This is a genomic window from Winogradskyella sp. 266wxhm, from assembly GCF_058964685.1.
Window position 1 is genome coordinate 1,103,072 of record NZ_CM179559.1, and the last position, 17,553, is coordinate 1,120,624.

Consider the following 17,553-nt stretch of genomic DNA (forward strand, 5'->3'; position numbering starts at 1 on the left):
TTATGTTAGCTTTCTATATATTAGTCGCTTAACATACAACCTTTCATGAAAAAAATATTATCGCTCCTATTTTTACTTATTAGTCTATCCCTAACTGCCCAAGAAAAAATAAAATATGTAGACTTCGACGAAGTCCGAGAAAAAATATCAGAATTAGCTTCCGAAGAAAAGTATGATGAAGTTATAAAATCTCTAAATACAATTAGCAAAAACGACTCTACTTATTGCTCAATTCTTACTACAAAATCCTACTACCTAATAGCACAAGAAAAATTTGAAGATGCATTAAAGGTCACCAACGAAGCCCTAGAGTTAGACTGTGATTACAACGCTAAGCTATATTTTATGATTAACAAAGGGGTTTCTCTAAAAAGTCTAGAACGCTACAATGAAGCTATAGAAACTTATGATGAAGCCTTAAAAACTTTTCCTGCCAATCCTAAATTGTGGTTTAATAAAGCTACTTGCTATGTTGCTCTAGAAAATGTACCTAAAGCTGTTGAAGCACTTAAAAAAGCAATCTCTATTAGTCCTTTTCATAGAAACGCTCATCTATACTTGGGTAATTTATGCTATAAACAGCAACTTACTACACAAGCATTAATGTGTTATAATATGGCATTACTGGTAGAACCTGATTCAGAACAAGCGTTTGCCTTATTAAATTATTTAAACGAAGCCATATCTAGCAAAAATGAAAATGAGCCCTATGAAGATGTAACTATTTCTGAAGATGATGAGGCATTCGAAGATATTGATTTAATACTAGACAATAGAATTGCGTTAAACAACAAATACGAAGTTGACAATCCCGTTGAAATAGCAGTTGTAAGACAAAATCACGCAATGCTAGAACAGCTATCTAATTTTGAAGGAAATGGAGATTTCTGGGATCGATATTATGTTCCTTTATTCAAATGGATTAGTGACAACAATTTATTTGATGAATTTACATACACTATAAATTACAGTATAAAAAATGAAAAGTATCAAAAGATAGTTTCAAAAAAAACCGATGATATTACCACTTTTTTAGGGGCAATGATAAATAAATATTTTGAAATCATGTCGCCTCAAAACAAGAGCCTAAATAATGAAGAAAAGGATACAAACTTTTATTACTCAGAACAGGTACTTCAAGCAGAAGGTAAACTCATTGATGATGTCTCTGTTGGAGACTGGATATTCTATGGAACTAACGGTGAGATTACCGGAAAAGGCAGTTATAATAACGAAGGTGAAAGAGATGGTGCCTGGGAGTGGTTTTATACCAATGGTAACACAAAAGAGACCATAACCTATGACAAAGGCACTGCTAATGGTGTAAATAAGTCATGGTATGAAAACGGGAAACCTTACATTCAAACAAGTTATAAAGACAGTAAGTTAGATGGTGAATATTTATTTTATTTGAAAACAGGAGCATTAAAGCAAAAAAAATATTTTAAATCCGATTCATTAGAAGGAAAATACATTGCTTATTTTGATGTTGGCGAGTCTATTCCTGAGTTTGATATTGACTACAGCAATGGTAAAATTTTAAATAATGCCAAAGAATTTTATGCCTTTGGCGACTTGTATTCTAATATAGAATTTAAAAATGGAGAACGTAATGGCACCGAAACCAAATACTATTGGAACAAGCAAAAATCATCTGAAATCTCGTATGTTGACGGTCTACTAAATGGCTCCTATACCTTATATCACGACAACGGCCAAATTAGCCAAAAAGGTCAATGTGTAGATGGTAATTATGATAGTGATTGGAAAACATACTATCCTGATGGTACTTTAGAATCAGAATTCCATTATGACGAAGGAAAACTATCAGAGTTGTATAAAGCTTATGATACCGATGGAAAACCTTATTATGAGTTTGAGTACAAAAGAGGAGAAATCATAAACTATAAATACTTTAATAAAGAAGGTGGAATTATCACTGAAAATCGTAAACGTGGTGGTAAGTTTCATTTTAAAGGATTTTATCCAAACGGAAATATTATGTCTGAAGGTGACTATGACATAAAAGGTGGTAAAATGGGTAAATGGAAATTTTATGATGTTAACGGTATTTTATCAGAAGAAGGAAATTACGAAGATGATTTAGCCATAGGCACACATACAGGTTATCATCTTAATGGTAAAACCTCTAGCATTTCAGAATATGAAAACGGTATACCTTCAGGATATTATCAAGCATTTTTTGAAAATAAAAAACTTCAAACCCAAGGTTGGTACAAAGATGGTAGCCAACATGGTGAGTGGAGGTATTATAACATTGATGGTTCCTTAAGTTCTATAATCTTTTATCACAAAGGTGAATATCATGGTACTCAGCAATATTTTGGTGTTGATGGAAAATTAGAAAAGGAATTCGTCTATAAATTCGATGAGCTGATTAAAGAAATCATTTATAACCATAATAATGAGATAAATCAAACAATAGATTACCTCAATGCTAAAAACAAATACACTTTAATCGTAAAACATTTAGACGGTAGAAAAAAAAGCGAAATAGATTACTTAAATGGTCTAAAACATGGTAAATACACCGAATATTTTATCGATGGTAAAATCTACGTAAAAGGATCTTATTTAAACAATAGAATGCATGGAGATTGGGTTTGGTATTTCCCAAATGGTGATATCTTTTATAAAGAAACCTACCTTAACGGTAACGAAAACGGAAAATCTTTACGTTATTACGAAAACGGTAAAGTAGAAGACGAATACAATTATCAATACGGTACAAAACACGGAGAATCCATATCTTATTTTGAAAACGGAAACGTTGATAATAAAATGACTTACATAGATGGGGAAATTCATGGTGGAAGATCGTTTTATGACATAGATGGAAACTTACAGCTTATTAGAGTTTACAATCATGGCACATTAATTGGTTACACCTATAACGATGATAAAGGTTCTGAAAAAGAAATGATACCTCTAAATAATGGAACCGGAAAAATTACAGCTTACTATGATAACGGCAAACCGTCTCGAACAATGGAGTACAAAAATGGACAGCTGACAGGAAAGTACAAAGCCTATTATTATTCAGGCCAATTAGAAAGCGAGTTACAATATGTCGATGACAAGTATAATGGTGAATATACGGATTACTACAAAGACGGAACCGTTAAAAACAAATACAACTACTATTTAGACGAACTAGATGGTGAAGTGATAAAAAACTATCCTAATGGCAAACCTAAAGAAATTCTACATTATAAAAATGGAGAAAGGCACGGTGAACGTAAACTGTATGATGAAAACGGAAAATTAACAAAAAAAGAATATTATCATAATGGTTCAATATATAAAGCAGAGTAATTTCTTTAAAATACTCGTTATTATAATTAGCATTAATACATTCTCAAATATTAATGCCCAAGAATTCTCAAAAGAATTTCAAACTCTAAAAGAAAAATATCCTGAATCCTCAATGATCAGAATTTTGGACGAAATTAATATTCTAGTAGAGTTAGAAAATGATGAATTAGCCATAAAACAACAATTTGTTGAAGAAGACTTATTTCTAGATGAATCTGCCATCTATGGTTCAAAGAAATCCTTGGACTTTTCTTCTTTTTTTGAACTCGAATCCGTTACTGCAACTTCATATAATTTTAAAAAAGGAAAATATAGACCAACAGAAGTAAAAGATTTTATAGAAAAAGATGAACTTGAAAATTCATTTCATGATGATACCAAATCCTTAAATTTTATCTACCCAAATTTAGAGGAAGGCGGAAAAACAAAGCTTGAATACACTGAAGTTGTTAAAAACCCACGTTTTTTAAGCCCTATTTTCTTTGGTAGCTTCTATCCTATCAAAAATAAAAAAGTAACACTTACAGCTGATAGCAATGTTAATTTTAAGTTTCAAGAGTTCAATACCGAAAACTACCAGATAAAATTCAATAAAGAAGAAAAAAGAGGTAAAACCATTTACACTTGGGAAATTAATGATGTAGATGAAATAAAGTATGAAAGTTCTGTACCAACTTATAAAAAAGTTCTACCACATATTGTTCCTATAATCACTTCATACAAAACAAAAAATAATGAAATAAAAGTTCTTGGTGATGTGTCAGATTTATACAATTGGTATTACTCAATGATTAAGGACGTTAATATTCAGCCTACTGACACCGAATTGGTAAATTTAGTCAATACAATTACTAAAGATTGTAAAACTGATTTAGAAAAAGTCAGAGCTATTTATTATTGGACTCAAAAAAATATAAAGTATATAGATTTTGAATATGCTTTAGGCGGTTTTATTCCAAGAGAGGCTAATGATGTTTTCAATAAAAAATACGGAGACTGTAAAGACAACTCTAGTATTCTATCAGAAATGCTAAAAGTTGCAGGATTAAAAGGAAATCTTACTTGGATTGGCACACGCACCATACCTTATTCTTACTCTGAATTACCAACACCAATGGTAGACAATCATATGATATTGTCGTATCATGAGAATGGTAAAACATACTTTTTAGATGCCACAGGGAGATATTTACCATTAGAAATGCCTTCTTCATTTATACAAGGAAAGGAAGCTTTAATTGGAGATGGAGAAGGAAAGTTTAGAATTGAGGTTGTTCCTGTAATGTCACCAAAAACTAATTCTTATTTAGAAAAGACTAATTTAACTTTAGATAACAACTCCTTAAAAGGTAGTGCTGAAACAGCACTTTCTGGGTATTATAAAATTGACTTTTATAATCAGTTAGAATCTTACAATACAGAAAAAGATATCAAGGAGTATTATATTAGAAAATTGCAAAAAGGAAGTAATAAATTTTTGATTGATGATTTTATTGAGCATGACAAGTATAATTACGATAATGATTTCAAAATCACTTATAACTTCAATATTAACGACTATGCAAAAGAGCTTGGAGACGAAATATATATCAATTTAAATCTCGATAGACAAATCTCTCATTTTAAATCTGATGATGACAGAGAGAACGATATAGAGTTTAAATATAAAAGTTATTATTTCTATGAAAACAGTTTAGAAATACCTGAAAACTATATAGCCGAATATCTTCCTGAAAATTTTGAACTATCCAATGACTTTTTTAGTTGTAAAATTTCTTACACCAAAAGTGGTAATACCATAAAGTATACTCAAGAACTTACAATGGATTTTCTTTTCCTTACACCTGAAAATCAAAAAATTGTTAATGCTGCCATTAAAAAAGTAGAAAAACAATATCAAGAAACCGTTGTCCTAAAAAAATCTATCTAAAAATATCTAAACAAAATATGAAATCAATTTATATCGCCTTTGTATTCTTATTCATTAGTACCACAACAGTTTCAGCTCAAGAATTCTATGAAAGTTACGATTGGGAAAATAAGCCAAGTTATGATTCTAGCTCATTATCAGACAAAGACCTTGTCTCTGTCAAGGAGAAAACTGTAACTGAATTCAGCTTTACGGAGAACTCTGACTTTGTGGAATATTACTTAGAACATAAAGTCCTTTTTCTAAACTCTGATGATGCTATTGAAAGTTACAACAAGATTTACTTACCTTATGATTCGGATTCTGAATTAAAAATAAATAAAGCTAGAGTTATAACAGCAAATGGGAAGGTTCTAGATTTAGATGATTCTAAAATATTAACAGCAACTGACGATGAAACTAAAAGAACCTATAAGTATTTTGCTTTTGAAGGTATTGAAAAAGGAAGCTTTATAGAATATATGTATGTTGTTAAGCGTAGTCCTACATATAAAGGAAAACGTATTAGTTTTCAAGATGACTTTATTAAGAAAAATGTTGAATTCGACTTGTTTGCTCCTTCAAATCTAATTTTTAAGTTCAAAAGCTACAATGGTTTAAAGGAAGTTGAAGTAGACACAGTTATACAAGATAAAAATCATTGGTTTTTTAAAATTCCTGAAATCAGTAAAATAGAAGAAGAGCCTCAAGCTTTATTTTCTGCTAACCGTCAATTTATAATCTATGCATTGGATGAGAATACTGCTAGTAATTCAAAGAATATAACATCCTATGGACTAGTAGCACAAAATGTCTATGATTATTACAATTCAGAATTACCTAAAAAAACTCAAAACGCCTTAAAGAAATTTATTAGAGATCTTAAAATTGAGGACACAAATGATATTGACACAAAGATAAAACGAATAGAAAATTACATAAAAACCAATATCTATGCTGTTGAGTACTCAAATGACAAATTATCGGACTTAGATAATGTTCTAGAAGAAAAGGTTGCTAGCAGTACAGGAATAATTAAACTATACATTGCTCTTTTTAATCAGTTAGGTATTAAGCATGATATGGTATTTACCTGTAGTAAAGAGTTTATGCGTTTTGATAAAGAGTTTGAGGCAAATATCTTTTTACAAGACATTTTATTGTATTTCCCTAAAACCAAGAAATATTTAGCTCCTAACGAAGGTGAATCGCGCTATGGTTTTCCTCCAGGTTATTTTACTGATAATTACGGATTGTTTATTAAGCAGGTAACAGTTGGTGATTTTGTTTCAGCAGTAGGAAAAATAAGCAAGATAAAACCAGTTAAAGCTGAAGAAACAATAGATAAACTAGAAATCGATGTTAAATTTGATAGTGAGGATTTATCTACTATAAATGTAGATTTAAAAAAATATATGTCTGGTTATTACGGCATGTACCTACATCCTTTCATGGATATTATAAAACCAGATAAAAAAGAGGAAATTGTAGAAAGTTATGCTAAAAACCTAAATGATAACATTGAAATTTCCAGCACATCAATAGACAATGGTGAACCTGAATTATTTGGCAGTAAACCTCTAATATTCAATATAAAATTTTCATCAGAAGCTTTTATGGAAAAAGCAGGTAATAAATACTTGTTTAAAGTGGGAGACCTTATCGGTCCTCAGATGGAATTATACCAAGAAAATGAGCGAAAACTACCTCTTGAAAACGAATTTCAGCGTAGATATGAGCGTACAATTACCGTTCAGATACCTGATGGTTACAGCGTAGCAAACCTAGAAGATATTAATATAGATAACGAGTATAAGGATAGTGGAAAAACGCTTTTGAGCTTTATTTCAAATTATACTTTAGAAGGAAATATACTAACTATTACCGCAGACGAATTTTATAAATTAAATACCATACCTGTAGAACACTACGAGGAATACAGACGCGTAATTAATAGTGCTGCCGACTTCAATAAGATAATGCTGGTATTAACAAAGGAATAAAGATTATAATATCCTATTTAGTAGACCCACTCAAATTTAGTTCGCTAGGAACAACTATAGTTTGCTGCTTATGGTCTTCTTTATTTAAATTATCTATCAAAAGCTTCATAGACATCTCTCCTATTTTATGAGCCTTTTGATGGATAATGGATATTTTTGGGCTAGATAATAAGTTGGTGTGTTCATAACCAAAACCAATAACAGAAATATCCTCAGGTACTTTTTTACCAAGTTTTTTAGCCATGTTAATAGCTATGATTCCTGTAATATGATCTATTGAAACAATGGCATCTATATTTGAATTTTCTTTTAAATAGTTATAGATAGTTTCATGAACATTAGGGTCGTTAGCCAACTTAAGAATCTGCGGAGTTAAGCCGTTATCTTCAATTACCTTTTCGTAACCTTTTATTCTAAGTTTCCCTACACTAAGCTCTTCTATATTACTCACTAAAAGAATCTGTTTTCTTTTCTCTTCCTTAATAAGATATTCTGTAGCCTCATAAACCGATTTAAAATCATCTACAACAACTTTATCACATTCAATATCACTGACAACCCTATCAAACATTAAAACAGGAATTTTACTATCTAAAACCGTTTGTATGTGCTTTGTATCTTTAACCACCTGACTCTCTCTTGCAACAGCTATGATAAAACCATCGACACTTCCGTTAGACAATAATTCTAAACTTCTTTTTTCTTTATTTAAAGTTTCGTTAGAAAGACAAACGATAATATCGTAATCATTGTTTGTGGCTGCTGTTTCTATACCGTGTAATACTTCTGCAAAAAAAGGATTAGTGACGGTTGGCAGAATGACACCAACTGTTTTTGTTTTATTAGTCTTAAGTTGCTGTGCTATCCTATTAGGTTTATAATTTAGCTTTTCAGCCAATTCTTTTACTCTAATTCTGGTAGTCTCACTAATTTCATGACTGTCATTTAAAGCTTTGGAAACTGTTGACACAGAAATATTTAAAATCGAAGCTAACTCCTTAAGTGTTGTCATTTTTCAATTTATTTTAAAATAAAAAAGAGCGTATAATATACGCCCTTTAATTTTGCTTTAAAAAAAATTCAAACTAGTTTTTTATTAATTTGATTGTTTTAGATTCTTTAGAAGAATTAATTTTAGCCAAATACACTCCATCTACCAAATTACCAGCCTCTATAGCAACATTTTTTGAATTAGGATTTAACTCTAAAACTTGTTTACCTAATATATCAAAGACTTCAATAGATGTTATTGTATCATTAGAATCTATTGTCCAACTACCAGTTGTAGGGTTTGGAAAAACCTTAAAACTTGTAAGACTAACTTCATTAATTGATAAACTGGCAGGTTGAACAATAACACTTCCTAAATTAGCGTATGCTGTATCAAAACTAGCATCTGAATTTATATTTGGTCCAACAACCTGAAAACCATACTGAGCATGAGAATCTCCAGGTACAGTTGTAGCATCAACTGATAAGGTAAAATCACCTGTAGTATCTAAAGAAACTGTTTCTTCTATCAACACTGATGAGTAATCAGCTGAATACACTTTTATAAAAGCTATCTTAACAAAGTCAATACTCAGACTAGAACCATCTAAAGTACTAGAAACCACATTTCCCGTAAAACTAAAATTTGTTCCTACTAATGCGTCGTCTTGGATATAACAATTGGCATCCATAATCTTATTACCTTCTAACTCACCTGTTGTTTGCCAATAAGGATCAGGATCACCTATCCTATTTGGCTTTAGCGTCATCGTGTTAGATCCCGTATTCAATTCTACGATAAGGTCAGGAATTCCCCAACTACTTCCAAATAGATACCCTCCTACTGAACCATTTTTTGGATTATCAAAAACGTTCATGTATCCAAGACCAACACCTGTTGGATCTGGACTAAAAGCTGTTGCATCAAAATTTATTACGGTTTGCGAAAACCCTAATGACAATGATAGCATTACAAACAAAAAAGTAATTTTCTTCATAAGCATGTTGTTTAAAGTGTTAATATTTAGTTTTTTACTACCTTAATATAATCAATTTCAAATTGTTTAGGAAATATATTGTCATCAACTTCTGGTCCTCCAAAATTTCCTCCAATAGCCATATTTACTAATATGTAAAATGGTTGATTAAATGGCCAAGTGTTTTCATCTTTTACTTTAGGATTAAAAACATAAACTTCATTATCATCAATATAAAAGGTAATGCTCTCTTCTGTCCACTTAGCTTTGTATGTATGAAAGCCTTCTTCTATAGTTTCGATAGTTGAAATTTTAGTGTTTTTAGACTGTCCGTAACTATCTTGTGTATGCAAAGTGGTATGGATTTCATGCGGTTTTTTACCTACATATTCCATAATATCTATTTCACCAGACTTTGGCCAACCAACTTCACTTATATTGCTACCTAGCATCCAAAACGCAGGCCATAGACCACTTCCTTCTGGCAACTTCATTTTGGCCTCAATAGTTCCATACTGAAATTCAAATTTATTCTTAGTTGTTATTCTTCCTGAAAAGTATGACGTAGAGTCCTTAGTAGCTGTAATAATTAAGCTTCCATCCTTTACTTGTACATTCTCCTTGGTATAAACTTGTCTTTCATTGTTTCCCCAACCACATAGGTTTGGACAACCATCACCTAGTTCGTAGTTCCAGATAGATGTATTTAAGCTTGTTCCTGAAAAATTTTCAAAAAACAACACCTCTTCTTCCTTTTTACAAGAAAAAAAAGATGTTATAAATAAGATTACAATTATTGACTTATTTCCCATTGTAAATCGAATTTATCTTCTAAAACTGTAATTGAGCTTCCTCCAACGTATACTTTAAATTCACCAGGTTCCATGGTGTAGTTTCCTTCATTATCATAGAAGCCTAATTCCTCTTCTGTGAGTGCGAATTCAATTCTTTTTTCTTCACCAGGTTCTAGCTCTACCAGTTCAAATCCTTTTAATTCTCTTACAGGTCTTGTAACGCTTGCAAACAAATCTTGGATATACAGTTGTGCTACTTCCTTTCCTTTAAGCTTACTATCATTTTTTAGATTAAAAGAAACTGTTACAGTTTTTTCAACATTATTAGCTTGAACACTTAAATCTGAATATTCGAATTTTGAATAACTTAAACCGTGACCAAAAGGATACAATGGAGTATTACTCTGATCAGTATAATGCGACCAAAATACTTCACCTGGAGCTGGCTCATTTGGTCTACCTGTACTTTTGTAGTTATAATAAATTGGCACCTGACCAACATTTCTAGGAAAGCTCATTGGTAATTTTCCGCTTGGGTTATAATCGCCATAAAGTACTTTTGCAATAGCATTACCACTTTGAGTTCCTAACTGCCAAGCTTCGACTATTGCAGGAACATGCTCATCTGCCCAAGGAAGTGCTAATGGTCTTCCGTTATTGAGAACTAAAACTATGTTTTTATTTACTGAGTAGACTTCTTCCAAAAGCTCTTGCTGAACACCAGGTAAATCTATTTCAGTTCTACTTCTGGCTTCACCAGTTTGAAAACCATGTTCTCCTAAAACCATAATTACAACATCTGCTGTTTTAGCTATTGATTTCGCCTCAGCAAAACCGGATTTATCTTTAGTGTTTATGGTTAACTCTTTTGCAAAGACAGTTTCTCCTGTTGAGACATCTGCACCTTTAGCATATACAATCTCGTTACCATTATACTGCTTCAATCCTTCAAGAACAGATACTGCTGTCTCATCTTCGGCTGCAATTCTCCAACTTCCTAAAGGACTCGTTTTATCATTTGCCAAAGCACCAATTACTGCTATTTTCTGATTACCTTTTTTTAAAGGGAGTAGATTGTTTTCGTTTTTCAATAACACAATGGATTTTTGTGCCACATCTAAAACGGCATCATGAAATTCTTGCTTTCCTAATGTTGCTTTTTCTCTATCTAAATCACAATATTTGTAAGGATCATCGAATAAACCAAGTTCAAATTTTACTCTTAAAATTCGTCTTGCGGCATCGGTAATTAATTTTTCATCAACTTTTCCTTCTTTAACCAATCCTGCCAATTCTTCAACATACAAATAAGATTCCATATCCATATCCGAACCAGCATTTGCAGCCATTTCAGCTGCCTGCTTACCATCTTTGGCATGACCGTGAGCAATCATCTCGGTAATTGAACCCCAATCTGACACTACAAAGCCATCAAAATTCCATTTGTCTTTTAAAATATCTCTTTGAAGAAATTTATTTCCGGTAGCAGGAATACCGTTTAACTCATTAAATGAATTCATAAACGTTCTCACACCTATTCTTGTTGATGCCTCAAAAGGTGGAAGAATAGTATTATATAAAGTTGAAGTCCCTACATCTACAGTGTTATAATCTCTACCAGCCTCAGCAAAACCATAACCCGCAAAATGCTTAGCACATGCGGCAATGGTTTTAGGATCTGATAAATCTTCACCTTGAAAACCTTTAATTCTAGCTTCGGCAATTCTTGAACCTAAAAAAGGATCTTCACCTGCACCTTCCATAACTCTTCCCCAACGTGCATCTCTTGATATATCTACCATTGGAGCAAAGGTCCAGTTGATACCTGCAGCAGCAGCCTCTTCGGCCGCCACCTCAGCAGATTTCTTTATAGCTTCTAAGTCCCAACTTGCAGATTCCGCAAGTGGAATTGGACTTAAGGTTTCATAACCATGAATAACATCAAAACCAATAATAAGCGGAATACCAAGTCTAGTTTCTTCAACAGCTATTTTTTGAACAGCCATGACGTCCTCAACACCTCTAACATTTAGCATTGAACCAACATAACCTTTACGTAAATGTTCATACTTTTTAGCACCTGCACCTTCAGAAGGAGCTGGACCAGTTAAATCCCAAAAACCATTATACTGATTCATCTGACCTATTTTTTCTTCTAAGGTCATTTTGCTTAATAGGTCTTCAACTTTACTTTCTATTAAAGCATTTTTATTATCACTATTATTAGAAGATACTGCTAACCGATCATCACTTTTATTACATGAATATAGGCTTACAAGCACTAATAATATTATAATTATTTCCTTTCTGAATTTCATCTTATTGATATACTCTTACGTAGTCAACTTCTAATGTAGACTCTACAAAACTAGGATCTACTGTTCCACCAAAATTACCTCCCATAGCAAAGTTTATGATTAAGAAAAAATCGCTATTAAATGGAAGTGTACCGTCATTATCAAATGTAAAATAAGGTTCATCATCTACTAGAAAGATAATTTCAGTTGGTCTCCACTCTACAGAATACAAATGAAACTCTGAACTTGCTGTTGCATTTGTTGTACTTCCACTAACTGCATTACCTCCTGAGTTTCCTGGGAAGTGCAATGTACCATGAATTGTATTCTGACTATTACCCACATGCTCCATAACATCAATTTCACCACATTCTGGCCAACTTACTTCTGTAAAGTTTGCACCAAGCATCCAAAGTGCTGGCCAAGTACCTCCACCTTCTGGAAGTTTAGCTCTAAATTCTACTCTACCATAAGTAAACTCGTAAAGATCTTGTGATTTAATTCTGGATGATGTATAATCACTACCTGAAAAAGATTCTGCTCTAGCTGTAATTTTTAGCAAACCATCTTCTACAATAATATTATCAGGACTATCTGTGTAATATTGTAATTCTAGATTTCCCCATCCATCAGTACCTGTTCCTAAATCGTATGTCCAGTTTGCAGAATTAGGCGCACCATTTACATCAAACTCGTCTTGCCAAACAAGATTATCATAATCTGTTGTAAAATCATTAGAAGCAGGCTCTTCGGAGGTAAGAATGAACCACCAATCAAATTCATTATTACCATCAGTAGTTTTTAAAAGTAATTCATTAGGAACTGATCTGTCAAAGATTTGATAATTATGATTACCTCCTGTATAATAACTTATAAAAGACAGTCCGTCAAGACTAATTGTTTCTACTCCACCTGGAGCTATTAACACATATGAAGACGTATAATCATTATAAGGTAAATTTTCAACATCGGCACCATTAACATTACCACCTGATCCTATTTCATCTATTAAACCATCTCTTCCGAAAACAGTTCCTGAAGGGTCAACTGTAGGGTCATCATTAGTATTATTGGTAATATGTGTGAAAGTTCCATCAATGTCGAATATAAACCTATCATCGTACATTCCTACTCCTACCTTTTCTTCAGGACCTGCACCATACCACTCAACAGGAATCTGTCCGCCAACTGGACCTAATCCAAAATGTCCGTTAGCCTCTGATTTTAAACGCCAAGTTTTAGAGCTATTTCCTACCAATTTATCTATTAAATCTTGTGGAGGCGAATAGGTTGCCGAAACCTCAATCTGAATAGATGTTGTTGTTGATAATCCGCCTGTACCATACGCAATTGCTGTTACCGTATATGTATTAACACCCAAATTAGTAAACAAAGCTTCCGCCTGACCCGAAGGAGCATTAACTTCTGTAGCTGAATATAAAAACTTATAGCTTAATGCATTATCAGCAGTAGCATATAAATTCACTACACCAGAGCCATCACCATATGGATTGTCTGCATCTTGTCCGACAATTTCAGCCTCTACAGATAAATTGGATGGTGCAATTATATCGCCTATTGTTGCGTCATCCTCTTCACAAGAAAAGAATGCTGTCAAAATTGTGAAGACTATTATATTTAATCTAATATTTAAACTTTTCATTTTTTGCTTTTTTTAAATTTTCACCAATTTATATTGCCAAAATACTCCTGCACCAGACTCTATTGAGACGTTGATTGCTGTATCACTTTCAAAAGAGATTGTATAGGTTATAGAACTTGGTACTGCCACATTTGGCAATTCGCCTTCATTATTAGCTTTTGGTATACCTATATAAGCGCCTGTACCATTTATTGTAACTGTTCCAGCTGATTCATCATAAGAATATGTTGCAGATGCTATTCCATCATATGGAGCGACTGGTGCTGCACAAGCATCAGATCCTCCTTGCCATGCCTCAACCCAAGTATCTGATCCTAATACATTAGAAAAACTACCGTCCGAACCAAATACAAATTGATCATCATACTGACATGCTCTATCACCAATACAAGCAGCATCACAACTCCACCAACTTGTGTCTCCTAAAGCAGGCCCTACTGCTAAAGATCCAGCTTCAGGTGCTAAAACCCATGTTCCTACCAAAGGTGAAGGTGCACCACTTCTTACTAGCTTATATTGCCAAAACACACCTGCTCCAGCTTCAATTACTACACTAATAGTATTACTATCTAAAAACGTAACATCATAAGTAATAGATTCTGGAACAGCAACATTAGGAAGTTCACCTTCGTTATTAGCTTTTGGTATTCCAATATAGGCACCAGATCCAGAAATTGTTACTGTACCATTATCTTGGTTGTGAACAAAGGTCGCTGTTGCATTTCCATCATAAGGTGCTACTGGAGTTCCACAAGCATCAGATCCACCTTGCCAAGTCTCAACCCATGTTTCAGTGCCAAGAACATTTGTAAAAGATCCATCTGAACCAAAAATAAATTCATCATCATATTGGCAAGCTCTATCTGCCACACATGTAGCATCACAACTCCACCAGCTAGTATCTCCCATTGCTGGTCCAACTGCTAAAGCTCCTGCTTCTGGCGCCAACACCCATGTTCCTACTAAAGGCGAAGGAGCGGTTGGTGTTCTCCAGAAATAAATATTATCAATAAAAACTGTTCCTTCTGCCCATGGTGTACCAACGAATTTTAACTGAAAAATTTCAGTAACAGTTAGTCCTTGATCTGTATATTCCGAAATTGGAATATCAATACTTGTCCAATCATTTGGTGTTAATGCTCTACTTGCAGGTGCTTCGGTAACAGTTCCTGAAGCATTATTAATTAAAGATGTCTCAATATCAGTTACATCTTCTGCTGTCCATACATCTAAATGCAGATATTCCATTTGAGAAACATCTACAGTAACACCATCTGCCAATACAATACCTTGATAGCTTAGGTTTATATATTGTAGCATTTCATCTCCATTTAAATCGAACAGAGCCCAACTACTTCCTTGCCCACCTTGTCCCCAATCTGGAAAATAATCAGTACCAGGCACATTATTATAAGCGCTGCTAAAAATTGAAATAACATCACTTTCTGCTCTTGCTGGTGGTGTTGCTGCTGAAGCTATAGGTTGAACAATAGCTGTTACCTCAAAGTCTTCAGAATAGGTTGTGGTTTCTATAGCTGCACCTAATGCTTCTACAGTGATTGTATAAACACCTTCCTCTTGGTAGGTATACGAAATCGTCTCTCCTATGTTAGCCGAAAGAGGTTCTGCACCTGAGACTTCACCAAAATCAACTTCAAAAAAAGTTGCAAAATCAGCATTAGCCGTTACATTTACAGTTTTAGATAACGCCAAATCATTTTCAATCTGTACTACTAAATTTTGTGGAGCTTCAAAAGACACTACCAATTCTTGAGTAATACTTGTTGTTTCATCTGTTAACCCATTTGCTGTTACTGTAAAATCGTACACACCCTCTTCGTAAGTATGTGAAATATTTTCACCTGGACTAATAATATCAGATACTTCGGAACCATCACCAAAATCTATCACATAACCAGTAACTCCTTCACCTGATGGTCTCATAGTAACTAAACCTGTGTTGTCCTGAGTTACCGTTACATCAACTGCTATGTTTTTCGGTGGCTCAATCTGATTTATAATATCAGAGTTATCATCATCTTGTGTACAGCCAAAAATGACCAATAGTACAAGAAGAAATTTTAATTGTTGCTTAATTATTTTCATAGTTTTTATTTTTTAATATCCTTCGTTCTGTTCCCAATTATTACCTGCCAACTCAATTTCTATTCTTGGTATTGGAAAAAGAACATTATAATCAGAAAAGTTTTCAATAGTACTAGTTCTACCTGTTCTTACTTGATCAAAGAAACGATGACCTTCACCAGCTAGTTCTAATCTTCTTTCTGCAAATATGTCTTCTGTTAAATTAGCTCCAGAACTTTGAACCTCATCCAAACCTGCTCTAACTCTAACTCGATTGAGATAAGTTCTTGCCTTTGAATCATTAAGACCACTTCTATTATAAGCTTCTGCTGCCATCAATAAAACATCTGAATATCTAATGGCGCGATAGTTATTACTGTGCGTCAGGTTTACGTCTTGCGAGTTAGCCTCTGCGTATGGAATATATTTTTTGTTGTAATAACCTGTATAATCATTTACGTTACCTAAATTAAACGTCACTCCTGGATTCTCTGCAACAAATTGATCCATATTTAAGATTGTTGCATCACGTCTCTCATCGTTATCTGCAAATGAGTTATATAATTCTCCTGTAGGTGGATTAAAACTAAACCCTGAAGTAAATGGTGAAAAATCACCTCCTGTAAATCTCGGACCCATAAATCCTACAGCAATATTTCCTTCAACACATTGGAAACAATCAAAACTAGCACCTTCACCTCCAAAATATTGAACTTCGAATACAGATTCTATGTTGTTTTCGTTAGAGTTTAAAAAGATAGTTCCAAAATCTTCTACTAGTTGATATTGCTCAGAAACAATAACTTGCTCTAATGTAGTAGCTGCAAGATCAAACTTATCTTGATAGAGGTATATTTTCCCTAATAAAGACAATGCTGCACCTTTAGTAACTCTTCCATTTTGATTTTGCTGCCATGGCAAATCGTCTATAACTGACAACAAATCTGTTTCTAACTGAGCATAAACTTCTGATTTTGGAGTTCTACCGATAGATTGTGATTGTTCTAACGTAATTCTTCCTTCTGTGTAAAGCGGCACATCACCAAAAAACTTAACCAATTCAAAATAGTAGTAGGATCTTAAAAATAGATTTTCGGCAAGCAATTGCTCTTTACCTTCAAAATCTATTTTATTCTGAAATTCAACAATATAGTTTGCTCGGCTTATACCTGCATACATAAACTGAAATAAACTTCGTAATGCTCCATTATCAGCATTGTGAGTCATATCATCAATTTGCTGCCAATCTAGCACATCAGTAGCATCACCACCACCACACTTACTGTTATCTGAGGCAATTTCGCCTAAAATATTATTCAAATAGGTTGTTGACAATAAATCGTAAACACCTACTAACGCGTCTTCGTAATCCGTACTAGAGTTGAAGAAAGTTTCACTATTCTCCTGTCCTTCTGGCAATATATCTACATAATCATTACATGCAAAGCAGGTAATAATCAATACTAAAGCTGTTATTTTTTTAATAGTCATTTGTCTTG

10 protein-coding genes are annotated in these 17,553 nt (G+C 33.2%); 3 read left to right on the top strand and 7 right to left on the bottom strand.

All coding sequences use genetic code 11. The features are described from left to right. Positions 1-45: 45 nt before the first annotated feature. The 3 genes from AC2H4K_RS05010 to AC2H4K_RS05020 are packed head-to-tail and all read left to right on the top strand — an operon-like array spanning position 46 to position 7,248. Positions 46-3,336: a tetratricopeptide repeat protein gene (locus AC2H4K_RS05010; RefSeq protein WP_493742938.1), complete on the top strand. Its 3,291-nt coding sequence runs from the start codon at positions 46-48 to the stop codon at positions 3,334-3,336. Continuing rightward, positions 3,311-5,266 carry a DUF3857 domain-containing protein gene (locus tag AC2H4K_RS05015; protein ID WP_281138689.1) on the top strand — a complete coding sequence of 652 codons (1,956 nt, stop codon included), beginning with the start codon at positions 3,311-3,313 and terminating at the stop codon, positions 5,264-5,266. Before AC2H4K_RS05010 ends, AC2H4K_RS05015 begins: the two co-directional genes overlap by 26 nt. 17 nt (positions 5,267-5,283) lie before the next feature. After that, the gene (locus AC2H4K_RS05020) at positions 5,284-7,248 is read left to right on the top strand and encodes a DUF3857 domain-containing protein (RefSeq protein ID WP_281138690.1); all 1,965 of its coding nucleotides are present in this window, start codon (positions 5,284-5,286) and stop codon (positions 7,246-7,248) included. Positions 7,249-7,261: 13 nt separating this feature from the next. On the opposite strand, the gene AC2H4K_RS05025 is transcribed toward AC2H4K_RS05020, so the two are convergent. From AC2H4K_RS05025 to AC2H4K_RS05055, 7 genes are all read right to left on the bottom strand, one after another. Then, positions 7,262-8,260, bottom strand: coding sequence for a LacI family DNA-binding transcriptional regulator (locus AC2H4K_RS05025; protein WP_281138691.1), 999 nt, complete (start codon positions 8,258-8,260; stop codon positions 7,262-7,264). A gap of 73 nt (positions 8,261-8,333) precedes the next feature. Further along, positions 8,334-9,236 (bottom strand): T9SS type A sorting domain-containing protein, encoded by a 903-nt coding sequence (locus AC2H4K_RS05030; RefSeq protein ID WP_281138692.1) that lies wholly within the window; start codon positions 9,234-9,236, stop codon positions 8,334-8,336. Positions 9,237-9,262: 26 nt separating this feature from the next. Then, complete coding sequence (locus AC2H4K_RS05035) at positions 9,263-10,027, bottom strand: glycoside hydrolase family 16 protein (protein ID WP_281138693.1); 765 nt, start codon at positions 10,025-10,027, stop codon at positions 9,263-9,265. Then, positions 10,009-12,327 carry a beta-glucosidase BglX gene (bglX, locus tag AC2H4K_RS05040; protein WP_281138694.1) on the bottom strand — a complete coding sequence of 773 codons (2,319 nt, stop codon included), beginning with the start codon at positions 12,325-12,327 and terminating at the stop codon, positions 10,009-10,011. Before bglX ends, AC2H4K_RS05035 begins: the two co-directional genes overlap by 19 nt. A gap of 1 nt (position 12,328) precedes the next feature. Continuing rightward, positions 12,329-13,969: a glycoside hydrolase family 16 protein gene (locus AC2H4K_RS05045; protein WP_281138695.1), complete on the bottom strand. Its 1,641-nt coding sequence runs from the start codon at positions 13,967-13,969 to the stop codon at positions 12,329-12,331. 12 nt (positions 13,970-13,981) lie between these two features. Then, entirely contained in the window at positions 13,982-16,075 is a 2,094-nt protein-coding gene (locus AC2H4K_RS05050) for a hypothetical protein (protein ID WP_281138696.1), read from the bottom strand. A gap of 12 nt (positions 16,076-16,087) precedes the next feature. Then, the gene (locus AC2H4K_RS05055; protein WP_281138697.1) at positions 16,088-17,545 is read right to left on the bottom strand and encodes a RagB/SusD family nutrient uptake outer membrane protein; all 1,458 of its coding nucleotides are present in this window, start codon (positions 17,543-17,545) and stop codon (positions 16,088-16,090) included. Positions 17,546-17,553: the final 8 nt, after the last annotated feature.